Source organism: Microcella flavibacter (genome assembly GCF_012530535.1).
Lineage (GTDB): Bacteria > Actinomycetota > Actinomycetes > Actinomycetales > Microbacteriaceae > Microcella > Microcella flavibacter.
In genome coordinates this window covers 838,504-852,403 of sequence record NZ_CP051299.1, presented here as the reverse complement: position 1 = coordinate 852,403, position 13,900 = coordinate 838,504, and the positions used below count along the sequence as shown (strand labels likewise).

Below are 13,900 nucleotides of genomic sequence, written 5' to 3'. Positions count from 1 at the left end.
GGAGCGGCGCGCTACTCGTCGAGCGCGAGCTCCTTCGGCAGCTTGAGCTCCTTCTTGCCGAGCTCCTCGACGTTGACGTCCTTGAAGGTCAGCACCTTGACGCTCTTGACGAAGCGGTCGCTGCGGTAGACGTCCCACACCCACACGTCGGTCAGGGTGAGCTCGAAGAAGAAGTCGCCCGCGACCTCGCGCACCACCTGCTGCACCTCGTTCGCGAGGTAGAAGCGGCGCTCGGTCTCGATCACGTACTGGAACTGCGCGACCACGTCGCGGTACTCCCGGTACAGGGCGAGCTCGACCTCGCGGTCGTAGTCCTCGAATTCGTCGTCGTCCATCGCGTGCAGTCTAGACCGAGAAGGGCAGCATGCCCGGCTCCGCCGAGCGCAGCCAGGTGAGGCGGTGGCGCGGCGAGGGCCCGTGGGCGGCCACGGCGGCCAGATGCGCGGGGCTGCCGTAGCCCTTGTTGCCGTCCCAGCCGTAGGCCGGCCAGCGCTCGTGATCGATCACCATGAGGGCGTCGCGGTGCTGCTTCGCCATGACCGAGGCGCCCGCGACGGAGGCGCAGTCGCGATCGGCCTTCACCCGGGTCAGGATGCGCGGCGGCGCCCCGAGCGCCGGTGTCAGCCAATCGTGGCTGCCGTCGAGCAGCACCGTCGAGGCGGCGACGTCGACGCCCTGCTCGAAGAGGCTGATGAGCGCGCGGCGACCCGCGAGGCCGAGCGCGGCGACGATGCCCAGCCGATCGACCTCGGCGGGCTCCGCCTCGCCGACGGCGGTCGCGAGGGCCCAGCGCGCGACGAGCGGCTCGACGGCGCGCCGCCGGGCGGGGCTGATGAGCTTGGAGTCGCGCAGGCCCTCGGGCACGGCATCCGTCTCGGGCAGGATCGCGCAGACGCCGACGGCCGCGATGCCGGCGATCGCGCCGCGACCGACCTCGTCGACGCCGATGACGACGGGCGCTCCCGCCGCGAAGAGCGCGGCCTCGACCTCGAGGGTCGGGTCGACCACGGGGGTCACGGGCTCAGCGCGCGCGGGGCGCGGCGCCCGCCTCGTCGACCCCGTCGAAGACGAGCGGGTAGTTGTCGAGCCAGGTCCAGCGGTCGAGGGGCCAGCTGACCACGACGGCACGGCCGACGACGTCGCTGATCGGCACGGTGCCGTGGATGCGCGAGTCTGAGGAGTTGCCGCGGTTGTCGCCCATCACCCAGAGGGTGCCCTCGGGCACGTCGATCTGGAAGTCCTGGCTGCTCGCCGGGCCGCCCGTGCCCGCGTCGCGGATGTAGGGCTCGTCGAGCGGCACGCCGTTGACGCTCATCTGGCCGAGGTCGTTGCAGCAGACGATGCGGTCGCCGGGCAGCCCGATGAGGCGCTTGACGAGGTGCTCGTCGCTGTCGGGGGCGGCGAGGCCCACGAGGGATCCGACCCACTCGGCCGCGGCGATGAGCGGCGGCTGCGGCGCCTCGGGCTGCGCGGGCAGCCAGGAGCCCGGGTCCTTGAACACGACGACGTCGCCGCGCTCGAGCGGCACGAGGTCGGGCACGAGCTGGTTGACGATGATGCGGTCGTCCTCGATGAGGGTGTCGCTCATCGAGGGCGAGGGGATGTAGAAGGAGCGGATCAGGAACGTCTTGATGATGAACGAGATCAGCAGCGCCGCGATGATGATGAGGGCCACGTCGCGCAGGAAGAGGAGCACGCTGCGACGACGGCTCGAGCCGCCGGTCGAGGTGTCGGATGCTCCCGCGGCCGGCAGCGCAGCGTCTTCAGTCATGTCTCCCCTGGTGTTCGCCTCCAGTCTAGGCGGCGGTCCGGGGCCGTCCCCGCCGACGCCCGAAGCCCCGGAGCGCGCCGCGCGCACCCCGCGCACGCACGAGGACCCCGCCGCGATGCGACGGGGTCCTCGTGGGTGATGCGCGCTCGATCAGTTGGCGCGCTTCTCCTTGATCTTGGCCTTCTTGCCGCGCAGACCGCGCAGGTAGTAGAGCTTCGCGCGGCGCACGTCGCCGCGGGTGACGACCTCGATGTGGTCGATGATCGGGGAGTGCACGGGGAAGGTGCGCTCGACGCCGACCTGGAAGCTGACCTTGCGGACCGTGAAGGACTCGCGGACGCCCTCGTTCGAGCGGCCGATGACGACGCCCTGGAACACCTGGATGCGCGAGCGGGTGCCCTCGACGATGTTGACGTGCACCTTGACGGTGTCGCCGGCGCGGAACTCGGGGATGTCGTCGCGCAGCGAGGCGGCGTCGACGTGGTCGAGGATGTGCATGGTCATTCGCTCTCTGCAACCGCCACAGGTCGACTGCGGTATGAAGGGGATGTTCGAAAAGGGAGGGCCTCGAGGATCGACGGCTCCCCTGTGGCAGAGCCGTGCCGAGGCACAAGGTGAAATCATGCCACAGAGCGCCCCCGGCGGCCAATCCATGGAACGATGAGGGGTTGGACCACACCGCCGCTGGGCGGACGAGCGGGAGGAACGCGCATGACCGAGGACGATCCGGCAGGAGCGCTCCCGGGGCGCATCCTCGCGACCGACAAGGTCGTCATGCGCACGGAGCCCATCCAGCAGCGCAGCGCCGAGCGCATCGCGCTGCTGCTCGACGCGGCCGCCGCCCTCATCGACGAGGACGGCATCGACGGGGTCACGACGAGCGCCGTGGCCGAGCGGTCGATGAGCTCCGTCGGGGTCGTCTACCGCTACTTCCCCAACATCCAGACGCTGCTGCGGGCGCTCGCCGTGCGCAACATGGAGCGCTACGTCGCCCGCGTCCAGCAGAACATCGACACCTCGCCGCCCGAGCCGTGGTCGTCGTTCGACCGCACGCTCGACATCTTCGTCGAGATGAACCGCACCGAGCCGGGCTTCCGCGCCCTGCGCTTCGGCGACATCATCGACCAGCGGTTCATGAGCGAGGAGATCAGCAACAACTCGATCCTCGCCCGCGACTTCACCGCCCGCATCGGCGCGACCTACGACTTCGAGCCCGATGACGAGATCCTGTTCCACGTCGAGGTCGCCATCGAGATCGGCAGCGCGCTGCTCTCGCGCGCGTTCCAGCAGGACAAGGACGGCGACGACCGCTTCATCGAGATGACCCGCCGCGTCTGCACCGACTACCTGACCACCCACATCCCCCTCCCGAGGAATCCATGATCGAGCTGCGCACCCCCTCCGAGATCGACGAGATGCGCGCCGCGGGCCGCTTCGTCGCGAGCGTCATCACGGCGACGACCGAGGCGGCGGCGGTCGGGGTCAACCTGCTCGAGCTCGACGCGCTCGCGCACGAGATGATCCGCGCCCGGGGCGCCGAGAGCTGCTACATCGACTACCACCCCTCGTTCGGCGCCTCGCCCTTCGGCAAGGTCATCTGCACCTCCGTCAACGACGCGGCCCTGCACGGTCTGCCGCACGACTACGTCCTGCAGGACGGCGACGTGCTCTCGCTCGACTTCGCGGCCTCCGTCGACGGCTGGGTGAGCGATTCGGCGAAGACCATCATCGTGGGCACGCCCCGCGACGAGGATGCCCGGCTCATCGCCACGACCGAGCGGGCTCTCGCGGCCGGCATCGCCGCGGCGCAGGTCGGCGGACGGCTCGGCGACATCTCGGCCGCCATCGGCGACGTCGCGGAGCAGGCCGGCCTCGCCGTCAACCTCGACTTCGGCGGCCACAGCGTCGGCCGCACGATGCACGGCGACCTGCACCTGCCGAACGACGGCCGCGCGGGCCGCGGGCTGAAGCTCAAGGCCGGGCTCGTCATCGCGATCGAGCCGTGGTTCATCCACGACACCGACGAGATCTACACCGACAAGGACGGATGGACCCTGCGCAGCCGCACCGGCTCCCGCGCCGCGCACGCCGAGCACACGGTCGCGCTGACCCCGGAGGGGCCGCTCGTCCTCACCGCGCGGGACTGACCACCGGAACCTGCGCCGTGGGCGGGCCGTCGCCGAGGCGGTCCCCCGAACGCGGGTCGACCGGGTGGCGGCCCTCCCGGCGCAGCCGGATGGTCGTGCTGGTCATGACCGCGCACGCCCAGACGGCGCCGACGATGAGCAGCGGCCAGAGCAGGAACCCGACGATGAGCGCGGCCTGATCGAGCGAGGTGACCGCGAGCAGGATCGCGATCACGGCCTGCCCGAGCACGAGCGCCTTCTCCGCCCCCGTGAGCACCGGCGGTCGCCGGAAGCCCACGATGACGTGGTTCACGGCCAGCGAGAGGGCGAGCCCCGGGTAGACGAACGAGGTCGTGATGACGGCCTGCACCGAGGGCAGCAGCGCGTACTCCCCCGCGGCCTGCAGGCTCCACGAGGCGACGGCGACGGCGAGGCAGAGCACGGCGAGGAGCGGCTGCGCCCAGCTCCAGGCCCGCTCCGCCGCGGTCACGGCTCGCCGATCAGATCGGGTCGGGTGGCTCGGGTGCGCGCGAGCTGCTGCTCGTGGCGCCACGCCGCGATGGCGCCGTGGTTGCCGCTCAGCAGCACGGGCGGCACGGCGCGCTCGCGCCAGACGGCGGGCTTCGTGTAGCTGGGGTGCTCGAGCAGCCCGGCCTCGTGGCTCTCCTCGTCGAGGCTCGCCGGGTTGCCGACCATGCCGGGCACGAGGCGGCCGACCGCTTCGATGATCGCCATCGCCGCCACCTCTCCCCCGTTGAGCACGTAGTCCCCGAGGCTCACCTCGCGAACCTCGATGCGCTCAGAATAGTGCTCGACGACGCGCTGGTCGATGCCCTCGTAGCGCCCGCAGGCGAAGACGAGGTGCTCGCGGCCGGCGAGCTCGCGGGCCATCGCCTGGGTGAAGGGATGCCCGGCGGGGCTCGGCACGATGAGCGTCGAGCGCTCCGTCACGATGCCGTCGAGCGCCTCGCCCCAGGGCTCGGGCTTCATGACCATGCCCGCGCCGCCGCCGTACGGCGTGTCGTCGACGGTGCGGTGGCGGTCGTGGGTGGCGTCGCGCAGGTCGTGCACGTGCATCTCGATGAGGCCGCTCTGCCGGGCACGGCCGAGCAGCGAGACGTCGAGCACCCCGAAGAACTCGGGGAAGATCGTGACGACGTCGAAGCGCACCGCGCGGCCTAGGGCTCGTCGCGCTCGGGCTCGGCGGCGGTCGGCGCCTCACCGGTCGCGGCCTCGGCCGGGGCATCCATCGTCTCGTCGGGGAGGTCCTCGAGGAGGCCCGCCGGCGGCGTCAGCACGATCGTGCCGGCGGCGACATCGACGGTCGGCACGATTGCGGCCACGAAGGGGACGAGCACGTCGCGGTCGCCGACGCGGATCGTCAGCAGGTCCTGCGCGGGGAAGTGGTCGATGCGGGTGACCACGCCGATCTCCTCGCCGTCGCGCATCGCGCGCAGGCCGACGAGCTGGAAGTCGTACCAGGCGTCGTCCTCGGGCTCCTCGGCCGGATCGCGATCGATCCAGAGGATGGCCTTGACGAGGCTCTCGGCGCCCTCGCGGTCGGTGACGCCCTCGAAGAAGGCGACGGGCTGGCCGTTGTACCAGCGCAGCTCGACCAGGGTCAGCGTCCTGCCGTGCCACGGCGAGGTCGTGGGCACCTGCAGGGTAAAGGCGGCCCCGGGCGCGAAGCGCTTGTCGGGGTCGTCGGTGTACATCTCGACCTTGAGCGCGCCCTTGAGACCGTGCGCCTTGGTGAGGCGGCCGATGCGCAGCTGATCGGTCGAGGCGTCGGGGCGGGGGATCTTGACGTCGCCCACGACTAGTCGGCGTCGGTGTCGACGACGTCGACGCGCACGCGGCGACCGTCGGCGAGCGACGAGATCACGGTGCGCAGGGCCTTGGCGGTGCGACCGCCGCGGCCGATGACGCGGCCGAGGTCCTCGGGGTGCACGCGCACCTCGAGGACCTCGCCGCGACCGGAGTTCTGCGCGACCACGACGACATCGTCCGGGTGATCGACGATTCCCTTGACGAGATGTTCCAGCGTGTCAGCGAGCACGGTGCATTAGGCCTTGTCGGCCTCGGCGGCCTCGGCCGCGGTGTCGTCGGCGGGGGCCTCGGCGGCGGGGGCCTCGGCGGCGGGGGCCTCGGCGGCCGGGGCCTCCTCGACCTTCTTCTCGGCCTTGGGCTTCAGCACGGGCTTCTTCGACGCGTCGGCCTGGAAGGCCTCCTTCGGCTCCGCGACGCGCACGGTGCTCTTCGCGTCCTTGTCGCCCTTGAAGCGACCCCAGTCGCCAGTGAGCTTCAGCAGCGCCGCGACCTGCTCGGTCGGCTGCGCGCCGACACCGAGCCAGTACTGCGCGCGCTCGGAGTCGACCTCGATGACGGAGGGCTCCTCCGTGGGGTGGTACTTGCCGATCTCCTCGATGACACGACCATCGCGCTTGGTGCGCGAGTCGGCGACGACGATGCGGTAGTAGGGTGCACGGATCTTGCCCATGCGCTTGAGACGGATCTTGACAGCCACGATTCTCCAGAATGTGTGAACGGGGTGAGTCGGCGCCGGTTGCGTGGGGCACACTCGGCGCGAAAGCTCGTGATGGACGCCCGCGCTGCCTGATTAGAGGGTCGGGCGCGCGAGCACTCGACCCCCCATTCTTGCAGATCCGCGGGCCGCCCCGATACCGCGACGATGCGGGATGCTCAGCGCGCCCCGTCGCGCCATGCCAGCCAGTCGTGCACGGGCGCCAGGTCGTAGTCGGGCCCGGTGATGCCGAGCGTGAACAGGCTCGCGCCCAGGGCCCGGAGCTGCTCGACCTCGGCGACGCTCTGCTTGCCCAGCTCGACCGAGATCTCGATCTCGCCCGGGTCGCGTCCGACCGTCGCGCAGTGCTCGCCGAGGATGCCGAGCTTGCGCTCGAGCGTCGGGGCGTCGCTGAAGCTGTGCCAGATGTGCGCGTGCTCGGCGACCATGCGGAGGGTCTTCTTCTCGCCGCCCCCGCCGATGAGGATCGGGATGTCGCGGGTGGGCGCGGGGTTGAGCCTCGTCCAGCGGTCGCGGATGATCGGCAGGTCGCGCGCGAGGTCGTTCAGGCGCGAGCCGACGGAGCCGAACTCGTAGCCGTACTCCTCGTAGTCGCGCTCGAACCAGCCGGAGCCCGTGCCGAAGATGAACCGGCCGGTGCCCGTGCCCTTGGCGCTGATGCGGTCGATCGTGCGGGCCATGTCGGCCTGCAGGTTGGGGTTGCGGTACGAGTTGCAGTTGACGAGCGCGCCGAGCTCGATGCGGCTGGTCTGCTCGGCGATGGCCGCGAGCATCGTCCACGACTCGTAGTGCAGGCCGTCGGGCTCGCCGTAGAGCGGGAAGAAGTGGTCCCAGTTGAAGACGACGTCGGCGCCGAGCTGCTCGAGCTCGGCGACGCGGTCGCGGATCAGTTCGTAGGGGGCGTGCTGGGGCTGCAGCTGCACCCCGATGCGGATGGGTCGAGTGGTCATGGCCTCACCCTACGACCGTCGCCGGGCAGGCGCCGGAGGTTGCTCCCCGCTACCGGCCGAGGAACTTCTGCAGCGCCGCGAGCTCCTCCGCGCTCGGCTCGGTGCCGCCGGCCGCACCGGCGCCGCCGGGGCCGCCGAGGCCGAAGCCCGCTCCCCCGCCGAGCGCGCCCGAGGTCGAGCCGCCGCCCTGCGCCCGCGCGGCCGCCTCGGCGGCGCGCTTGGCCGGATTGCCCGACTTCGAGGCGCCCTTGCCCTTCTTCTTCGCCGCGGCCTTGCGGGCGCTCGCGGCGCCGCCGCCGCCCATCTGCTGCATGCCGGGGATGTTGGGCATGCCGCCCTTGGCGACCGTCTTCATCATCTTGGCGGCCTGCTCGAAGCGGTTGACGAGGGCGTTGACCTCGGTGACCGTCGTGCCCGAGCCGCGCGCGATGCGCAGGCGGCGCGAGCCGTTGAGCAGCTTCGGCATGCGGCGCTCGGCGAGCGTCATCGACTGGATGATCGCCTCGGTGCGGGTGAGCTCGCTCTCGTCGAAGTTGTCGAGCTGCTCGCGCATGCCGCGGGCGCCGGGGAGCATCCCGAGCATGCCCTTGATCGAGCCCATCTTCTTGAGCTGCTGCATCTGCGCGAGGAAGTCCTCGAGCGTGAAGCTGTCGGTCGCGAACTTCTCCGCGACGGCGCGCGACTCCTCCTCGTCGAAGGCCTTCTGCGCCTGCTCGATGAGGCTGAGGATGTCGCCGAGGTCGAGAATGCGGCTCGCCATGCGATCGGGGTGGAAGGGCTCGAAGTCGTCGAGGCCCTCGCCCGTCGAGGCGAACATGATCGGGCGGCCGGTGACGCTCGCGACGCTGAGCGCCGCGCCGCCGCGGGCGTCGCCGTCGAGCTTCGAGAGCACGACGCCGGTGAAATCGACGCCCTCCTGGAAGGCGAGCGCGGTCGAGACGGCGTCCTGGCCGATCATGGCGTCGATGACGAAGAGCACCTCGTCGGGATCGACGGCCTTGCGGATGCCCGCGGCCTGCTTCATGAGCTCGGCGTCGACGCCGAGGCGGCCCGCCGTGTCGACGATGACGACGTCGTGCTGGCGCGAGCGGGCGTGCACGATGGCGTCCTTCGCCACCCGCACGGGGTCGCCGACGCCGTTGCCGGGCTCGGGCGCGAACACCGCGGCGCCGGCCTGCTCGCCGACGACCTGCAGCTGCGTGACGGCGTTCGGGCGCTGGAGGTCGGCCGCGACGAGCAGAGGCGTGTGGCCCTGCGCCTTGAGCCACTTCGCGAGCTTGCCCGCGAGCGTCGTCTTGCCGGCGCCCTGGAGGCCGGCGAGCATGATCACGGTCGGCGGGGTCTTCGCGAACTCGAGGCGGCGCTGCTGCCCGCCGAGGATCGTCACGAGCTCCTCGTTGACGATCTGCACGACCTGCTGGGCGGGGTTGAGCGCCTTGCTCACCTCGTCGCCGAGGGCGCGCTCGCGCACGGTCGCCGTGAAGTCCTTGACGACGGTGAGCGCGACGTCCGCGTCGAGCAGCGCCCGGCGGATCTCGCGCACCGTCTTGTCGACGTCGGCGGGGCTGAGCTTGCCCTTCGTGCGGAGGGCGCTGAACGTCTGAGTCAGCCGGTCGGAGAGGGAGCCGAAAGTCGCCATGATCCGACCATTCTACGGGTGGCCGTCTGCTTGACTGGGGCCCCGCTCATCGAGGAGGACCCGTGCGCCGCAGCATCTTCGGCACCGAACCGGCCGTGCACGACGAGGCCTGGGTCGCCCCCGGCGCCGTTCTCGTGGGCGATGTGCGGCTGCACGCCCGCGCATCCGTCTTCTACGGCAGCGTGCTGCGCGCCGACCGCGACCGCATCGAGATCGGCGAGGGCTCGAACCTGCAGGACGGCGTCGTCGTGCACGGCGACCCCGGCCGCCCCACGGTCGTCGGCCGCGGCGTCAGCGTCGGCCACCGCGCCGTGCTGCACGGCTGCACGATCGAGGACGACTGCCTCATCGGGATGAGCGCGACGGTGCTGAACGGCGCGGTCATCGGCGCCGGATCCCTCGTGGCGGCGGGCGCCGTGGTGCTCGAGGACACGATCGTGCCGCCCGGGTCCCTCGTCGCGGGCGTGCCCGCGAAGGTGCGGCGCGAGCTCTCCGAGGAGGAGCGGGAGGGCATCCGGCAGAACGCGGCGACGTACCTCATGCTGTCGGCCGCCCACGCGGCGGTCGATGACGAGGACGCCGACGAGGAGGACGCCGCACTCGAGGCGGACGGCGTCGACGAGGAGGAGTAGCGCCCGACCCGTGCTACGGCACGAGCGAGGCCGCGAAGACGTGCGGCGTGAAGCCCGTCAGATCGCCGATGCCCTCGCCCTGCCCGATGAGCTTGATCGGGATGCCCGTGCGCTCCTGCACGGCGAGCACGAAGCCGCCCTTCGCCGAGCCGTCGAGCTTCGTGATGACGAGCCCGGTGACCCCGGCGTGCTCGATGAAGGCCTCGGCCTGCGCGAGCCCGTTCTGCCCGGTCGTGCCGTCGAGCACGAGCAGCACCTCGGCGATGGGCGCGAGCTTCTCGACGACGCGGCGCACCTTGCCGAGCTCGTCCATGAGGCCCGACTTCGTCTGCAGGCGGCCGGCCGTGTCGATGATGGCGATGTCGATGCCCTCGCGCATGGCGTGATCGACGGTCTGGTAGGCGACGCTCGCCGGATCCTGCCCCTGCTGCTGCGGGCGCACGATGAATGCTCCCGCTCGGCCCGCCCAGGTGGCGAGCTGCTCGACCGCCGCCGCGCGGAAGGTGTCGGCGGCGCCGACGACGACGCTGCGGTCGTAGCCGCGCAGGAACTTCGCGAACTTGCCGATGGTCGTGGTCTTGCCGACACCGTTGACGCCGACGACGAGCACGACGGCGGGCCGCGCGCTCAGCGTGAGCGTGGGGTTGTACTTCGCGAGCCGCTCCTCGATGCTCTCGCGGAGCATCCGCTTCAGATCCTTCGGATCGGTGATCTGGAAGCGGTCGACGCCGGCGCGCATCTCCTCGATGATCGCCTCGGCGAGGTCGGGCCCGAAGTCGGCGCCGATGAGGGCGACCTCGAGGTCGTCCCAGGTCGTCTCATCGATCGTCGGCTTCGTGAAGAGCCCCTTGAGGGCGCCGCCGAAGGTCCAGGAGCGCTCAGCCATGCATCCAGGCTAGTGCGACCGGGCGAGCGCGGGCCGCGCGCCGGCGGAACGGCTCAGGCGTCGCGCATCTTCTCGTAGACGGCCTTGCAGGTCGGGCAGACGGGGAACTTCTCGGGGTCGCGCCCCGGCGTCCACTTCTTGCCGCACAGCGCGCGCACGGGCTTGCCGGTGAGCGCCGACTCGAGGATCTTGTCCTTCGGCACGTAGTGGGAGAACCGCTCGTGGTCGCCGTCCTCGAGCTGCTCCTCGTTCAGCAGCTTCTCGAGCTCGCGATCCATCACGTCCACGCCGCCGGCGGTGCCGGGCTCGTCCATCGTCGCCATGCGCTCCAGTGTACGGCGCGCGGGTCGGACGCGGCAGGGCGCCGGCGCCTCAGACGCGCTGCGCGAGCGCGAGCAGCTCGGGGCCGCGGCGGCGGAAGACCGCGCCCCCGACGAGGATGCCCAGCAGGAGCATCCCGAACCCGGTCAGCGCCCCGGCGAGCCCCGCCGTCTCGAGCAGCTCGGGCTCGCCGAGGGCGCCGCGGATGGCGAGCACGATCGCCGGGCTCATGAAGGCGACCGTGGCGAAGAAGGACAGCGCCTGCGCCCAGCCCGCCGTGGCGCCGGTCTGCGGCGGCTGGTCGAACGGCCCCGAGCCGGGGCGCGCGGCGGGGTACGCGCCGAGCGCGGAGGAGACGCTCGAGACGCCGATGCCGGTGAGCAGCAGGCCGAGGCTCACGCCGAGCAGCGCCGGCTCGGCGCCGACCACGCCCGAGGGCATCGCGAGGAGCGGGGCGAGCACGAGCACGAGGGGCACACCGATGAGCAGGGGCGGCACGGCACGGCCCCAGCGATCGGCGGCGCCGCGGGTGTCGGCGGCGACGTGGATCCAGACGGCGGTGTGGTCGTAGGCGACGTCGTTGTGGCTGAACCAGCCGAGGAACAGCGCGACGACGGGCAGCGGCAGCAGCCACAGCGGCTCCGCCGGCACGCCCGCGACGAGCAGCACGACCACCATGAGCACGGGGGCGAGCGGCAGGGCGACGAGCGCGGCGCGGTACCGCGGGTCCTGCATCCAGTACAGGATGCTGCGCACGGCGATCACCCCGCCCGCGGTCGCGGGCGCCAGCTCGAACAGCCCGAGGCCGGTGCGCCGCGCGGCCTCGCGGTGCCGCTGCGGCGTCTCGAGCATCCGGCGCACCACCACGACCCACCCGGCCGCGAGCACGATCACCATGAGCGCCCCCGCCGCGACGCGCCACCCCGCCGCCGCGCCGGCCTCGCCCGGCGCGGCCCAGAGCATGCCCAGCGGGGAGGCGGCGAGCGCCTCGGCCGCGGTCGCGAGCCACTCCTCGTCCTGCCCGCGCTCGGCGAGCACGACGGTCGTGACCGCGGCCGCGATCGAGACCGCGACGAGCAGCCGGGCGGCGACCGTGATGACGCGCTCGGTCAGCGGGCTGACGGAGACGAGGGCGGCGACGGCGACGAGGTAGAGGCCGCCGAGCAGGATCGCGATGACGGCGAGCGCCGCGGCCGGCGCCGCGATCCCGGGCGAGCCCTGGGCGACGCCGTCGGCCGTCCAGGCGGTCTCGACGGCGACCGCGAGCACGACGGCGATGAGGCCGACCGGGCCGATGATCGACGAGACGGCGAGACTGCGGGCGAGCCGCCAGGGCGCGATCGGGTAGGCGGCGAACCGGCGCGGCTCCATCGCCGAGCCGAGGCCCGAGGTGAGCGGGGCGAGCACGAGGGCGAAGGCGAGGATGCTCGGCACGATGACGAGCGCGGCGCGGTGCCCGGCGTCGTCGAGCTCGACGAGCGGCAGGGTGCGCAGGATGCCGGTGACGATGCCGCCGACCACGAGCAGCACCGCCAGGGTGCGCACGAGCGCGATGCCGGGCCGGAACGCCGAGGCGAGCAGCGCGAGCTTCAGTCCGAGAACGTGGTCAGCCACTCGAGCCCCTCCACCGCCGCGCGGCCGCCCGCGAGCTCGACGAAGCGATCCTCGAGGCTGCGCCCGTCGCGCACCTCGTCGACCGTGCCGCTCGCGAGGATGCGCCCGGCGACGATGACGGCGACGCTGTCGCAGACCCGCTCGACGAGGTCCATGTTGTGGCTCGAGAGGACGACAGTGCCGCCGGCGCGGCTGTAGGCGCGCAGCAGCTCGATCGCCTGCGACGCCGAGACGGGGTCGACCGACTCGAAGGGCTCGTCGAGCACGAGCACCTTCGGCGAGTGGATGAGCGCCGCGGCGAGGGAGACCTTCTTGATCATGCCGACCGAGTAGTCGCGCACGGGGCGCGCGAGCGCCTCCTCGAGGCCGAGCGCCGCGGCGAGATCGGCGGTGCGCGCGCGGGCCGATGCCCGGTCGAGCCCGTGCAGCACGCCGCAGTAGTACAGCATCTGCGCGCCGGTGAGCCGGTCGAAGAGCCGCATGCGGTCGGGCAGCGAGCCGAGGGCGCGCTTCGCCGGCCCCGGCTCGCGCCACACGTCGTGCCCGGTGACGAGCACGGTGCCGGACTGCGGGCGCAGCAGCCCGGTGATCATGCCGAGCGAGGTGGTCTTGCCCGCCCCGTTCGGGCCGAGGAACCCGAAGATCGACCCGCGGCGCACATCGAGGTCGATGCCGTCGACGGCGACGGTGCGCCCGAACGACTTGCGCAGGCCGCGCACCTCGAGCACGACCGGCGCCGGCGGGGGCGGCGGGGGGACGGCGGCGGGGATGCGCGCGGCGGCGGCCTTCTTCGCGGATGCGGTGCGGGCGGCGGTCGTGCGGGCGGCCGGCTTCCGCGCGGCGGCGCCGGTCGTCGCGGCCGGCGTCCTCGCGGCGGGCGTCCTCGACGCGGCGGACGCGGCCTGCGCCTTCGGCGCCGCGGGCTTCTTGGAGGCGGGCTTCTGGGAGGCGGGCGTCGCGGCGGGCGTCCTCGGCGTCGCCGGCTTCCTCGCGGCGGCGGGCTTGCGCGGCGCCGCGGGCTTCTTCGCCGCCGGAGCGGACGTTGCGCCGGTCGGCGTCGTCTCGCCGGTCGCCGACGTCTCACCGGACGGCGTCGTCTCGTCCGGGGTGGAGGCGGGGACCGGGCCCGAGCGGGCGGCGGGCTTGCCCGTTGCGGGCTTCCGAGCGGCGGGCTTGCGGGGCGCGGGCGTGCGCGGCGCCGGGGTGCGCGGCGTCGCGCTCGCGGGCGCGGGCGTGGTCGAGTCGGCGCTGTCGTCGGAGGGCGTCGCCGGGGTCGAGGAATCCACGCTCCCACGCTAGCAACGCGCGCGCGGCGACGAGGGGGGCTGGCCGGGCGGGCGCTCAGCCGGATCGTGCGCGGCCCGCCGCCATCACGATCGGATTGCGAAAACGTGCCGAACCCTCCCCTTTTCGGGG

Annotated in this window: 18 protein-coding genes; 3 read left to right on the top strand and 15 right to left on the bottom strand. The window is 72.5% G+C overall.

Annotated elements, in window-relative coordinates; translation table 11 throughout:
* Positions 1-11: 11 nt before the first annotated feature.
* The 4 genes from HGB54_RS04050 to rplS form a co-directional block, all read right to left on the bottom strand.
* Positions 12-335, bottom strand: coding sequence for a DUF2469 family protein (locus tag HGB54_RS04050; protein ID WP_168915316.1), 324 nt, complete (start codon positions 333-335; stop codon positions 12-14).
* 10 nt (positions 336-345) lie between these two features.
* Positions 346-1,017: a ribonuclease HII gene (locus HGB54_RS04045; protein WP_168915315.1), complete on the bottom strand. Its 672-nt coding sequence runs from the start codon at positions 1,015-1,017 to the stop codon at positions 346-348.
* Positions 1,018-1,021: 4 nt separating this feature from the next.
* Complete coding sequence (gene lepB / locus HGB54_RS04040) at positions 1,022-1,771, bottom strand: signal peptidase I (protein WP_168915314.1); 750 nt, start codon at positions 1,769-1,771, stop codon at positions 1,022-1,024.
* A gap of 150 nt (positions 1,772-1,921) precedes the next feature.
* Entirely contained in the window at positions 1,922-2,269 is a 348-nt protein-coding gene (rplS, locus tag HGB54_RS04035; protein ID WP_168916793.1) for a 50S ribosomal protein L19, read from the bottom strand.
* 213 nt (positions 2,270-2,482) lie between these two features.
* On the opposite strand from rplS, the gene HGB54_RS04030 reads away from it, so the two are divergent.
* Together HGB54_RS04030 and map are read left to right on the top strand one after the other, a co-directional pair.
* The gene (locus tag HGB54_RS04030) at positions 2,483-3,154 is read left to right on the top strand and encodes a TetR family transcriptional regulator (RefSeq protein WP_168915313.1); all 672 of its coding nucleotides are present in this window, start codon (positions 2,483-2,485) and stop codon (positions 3,152-3,154) included.
* Positions 3,151-3,918, top strand: coding sequence for a type I methionyl aminopeptidase (gene map / locus HGB54_RS04025; protein WP_168915312.1), 768 nt, complete (start codon positions 3,151-3,153; stop codon positions 3,916-3,918). The genes HGB54_RS04030 and map overlap by 4 nt, the downstream gene beginning before the upstream one ends.
* Here the strand turns inward: map and HGB54_RS04020 are convergent.
* The 7 genes from HGB54_RS04020 to ffh all read right to left on the bottom strand — a co-directional run bounded on the left by HGB54_RS04020 (position 3,902) and on the right by ffh (position 9,031).
* Positions 3,902-4,387: a hypothetical protein gene (locus HGB54_RS04020; protein WP_168915311.1), complete on the bottom strand. Its 486-nt coding sequence runs from the start codon at positions 4,385-4,387 to the stop codon at positions 3,902-3,904. The two genes, map and HGB54_RS04020, sit on opposite strands and share 17 nt — an antisense overlap.
* Positions 4,384-5,067: a tRNA (guanosine(37)-N1)-methyltransferase TrmD gene (trmD, locus tag HGB54_RS04015; protein ID WP_168915310.1), complete on the bottom strand. Its 684-nt coding sequence runs from the start codon at positions 5,065-5,067 to the stop codon at positions 4,384-4,386. Before trmD ends, HGB54_RS04020 begins: the two co-directional genes overlap by 4 nt.
* An 8-nt stretch (positions 5,068-5,075) precedes the next feature.
* A complete protein-coding gene (gene rimM / locus HGB54_RS04010; protein WP_228545932.1) occupies positions 5,076-5,714 on the bottom strand; it encodes a ribosome maturation factor RimM in 639 nt (212 codons plus the stop codon).
* Positions 5,715-5,716: 2 nt separating this feature from the next.
* Positions 5,717-5,956, bottom strand: a complete 240-nt coding sequence (locus HGB54_RS04005; RefSeq protein ID WP_168915309.1) for an RNA-binding protein — start codon at positions 5,954-5,956, stop codon at positions 5,717-5,719.
* A gap of 6 nt (positions 5,957-5,962) precedes the next feature.
* Positions 5,963-6,424, bottom strand: a complete 462-nt coding sequence (rpsP, locus tag HGB54_RS04000; protein ID WP_168915308.1) for a 30S ribosomal protein S16 — start codon at positions 6,422-6,424, stop codon at positions 5,963-5,965.
* A gap of 176 nt (positions 6,425-6,600) precedes the next feature.
* Complete coding sequence (locus HGB54_RS03995) at positions 6,601-7,392, bottom strand: LLM class F420-dependent oxidoreductase (RefSeq protein WP_168915307.1); 792 nt, start codon at positions 7,390-7,392, stop codon at positions 6,601-6,603.
* Between the two features lie 49 nt (positions 7,393-7,441).
* The gene (ffh, locus tag HGB54_RS03990) at positions 7,442-9,031 is read right to left on the bottom strand and encodes a signal recognition particle protein (protein ID WP_168915306.1); all 1,590 of its coding nucleotides are present in this window, start codon (positions 9,029-9,031) and stop codon (positions 7,442-7,444) included.
* A gap of 62 nt (positions 9,032-9,093) precedes the next feature.
* On the opposite strand from ffh, the gene HGB54_RS03985 reads away from it, so the two are divergent.
* Positions 9,094-9,663: a gamma carbonic anhydrase family protein gene (locus tag HGB54_RS03985; RefSeq protein ID WP_168915305.1), complete on the top strand. Its 570-nt coding sequence runs from the start codon at positions 9,094-9,096 to the stop codon at positions 9,661-9,663.
* 13 nt (positions 9,664-9,676) lie between these two features.
* Here the strand turns inward: HGB54_RS03985 and ftsY are convergent, their stop codons facing one another.
* Genes ftsY through HGB54_RS12585 form a run of 4 tightly spaced genes read right to left on the bottom strand, consistent with a single transcriptional unit; the run spans position 9,677 to position 13,770 of the window.
* Positions 9,677-10,549 carry a signal recognition particle-docking protein FtsY gene (ftsY, locus tag HGB54_RS03980; RefSeq protein WP_168915304.1) on the bottom strand — a complete coding sequence of 291 codons (873 nt, stop codon included), beginning with the start codon at positions 10,547-10,549 and terminating at the stop codon, positions 9,677-9,679.
* 53 nt (positions 10,550-10,602) lie between these two features.
* Positions 10,603-10,872, bottom strand: a complete 270-nt coding sequence (locus tag HGB54_RS03975) for a DUF3039 domain-containing protein (RefSeq protein WP_168915303.1) — start codon at positions 10,870-10,872, stop codon at positions 10,603-10,605.
* A 49-nt stretch (positions 10,873-10,921) separates the two neighbouring features.
* On the bottom strand, positions 10,922-12,484 hold the full coding sequence (locus HGB54_RS03970; RefSeq protein ID WP_168915302.1) for an ABC transporter permease: 1,563 nt from the start codon (positions 12,482-12,484) through the stop codon (positions 10,922-10,924).
* A complete protein-coding gene (locus tag HGB54_RS12585; protein WP_228545931.1) occupies positions 12,460-13,770 on the bottom strand; it encodes an ABC transporter ATP-binding protein in 1,311 nt (436 codons plus the stop codon). Before HGB54_RS12585 ends, HGB54_RS03970 begins: the two co-directional genes overlap by 25 nt.
* Positions 13,771-13,900: the final 130 nt, after the last annotated feature.

Bases quoted from the DNA above. Each gene is read 5' to 3' on its own strand.
- HGB54_RS04050 (WP_168915316.1), bottom strand. From the start codon at position 335: ATGGACGACGACGAATTCGAGGACTACGACCGCGAGGTCGAGCTCGCC.
- lepB (WP_168915314.1), bottom strand. From the start codon at position 1,771: ATGACTGAAGACGCTGCGCTGCCGGCCGCGGGAGCATCCGACACCTCG.
- rplS (WP_168916793.1), bottom strand. From the start codon at position 2,269: ATGCACATCCTCGACCACGTCGACGCCGCCTCGCTGCGCGACGACATC.
- HGB54_RS04030 (WP_168915313.1), top strand. From the start codon at position 2,483: ATGACCGAGGACGATCCGGCAGGAGCGCTCCCGGGGCGCATCCTCGCG.
- map (WP_168915312.1), top strand. From the start codon at position 3,151: ATGATCGAGCTGCGCACCCCCTCCGAGATCGACGAGATGCGCGCCGCG.
- HGB54_RS03995 (WP_168915307.1), bottom strand. From the start codon at position 7,392: ATGACCACTCGACCCATCCGCATCGGGGTGCAGCTGCAGCCCCAGCAC.
- ffh (WP_168915306.1), bottom strand. From the start codon at position 9,031: ATGGCGACTTTCGGCTCCCTCTCCGACCGGCTGACTCAGACGTTCAGC.
- ftsY (WP_168915304.1), bottom strand. From the start codon at position 10,549: ATGGCTGAGCGCTCCTGGACCTTCGGCGGCGCCCTCAAGGGGCTCTTC.
- HGB54_RS03975 (WP_168915303.1), bottom strand. From the start codon at position 10,872: ATGGCGACGATGGACGAGCCCGGCACCGCCGGCGGCGTGGACGTGATG.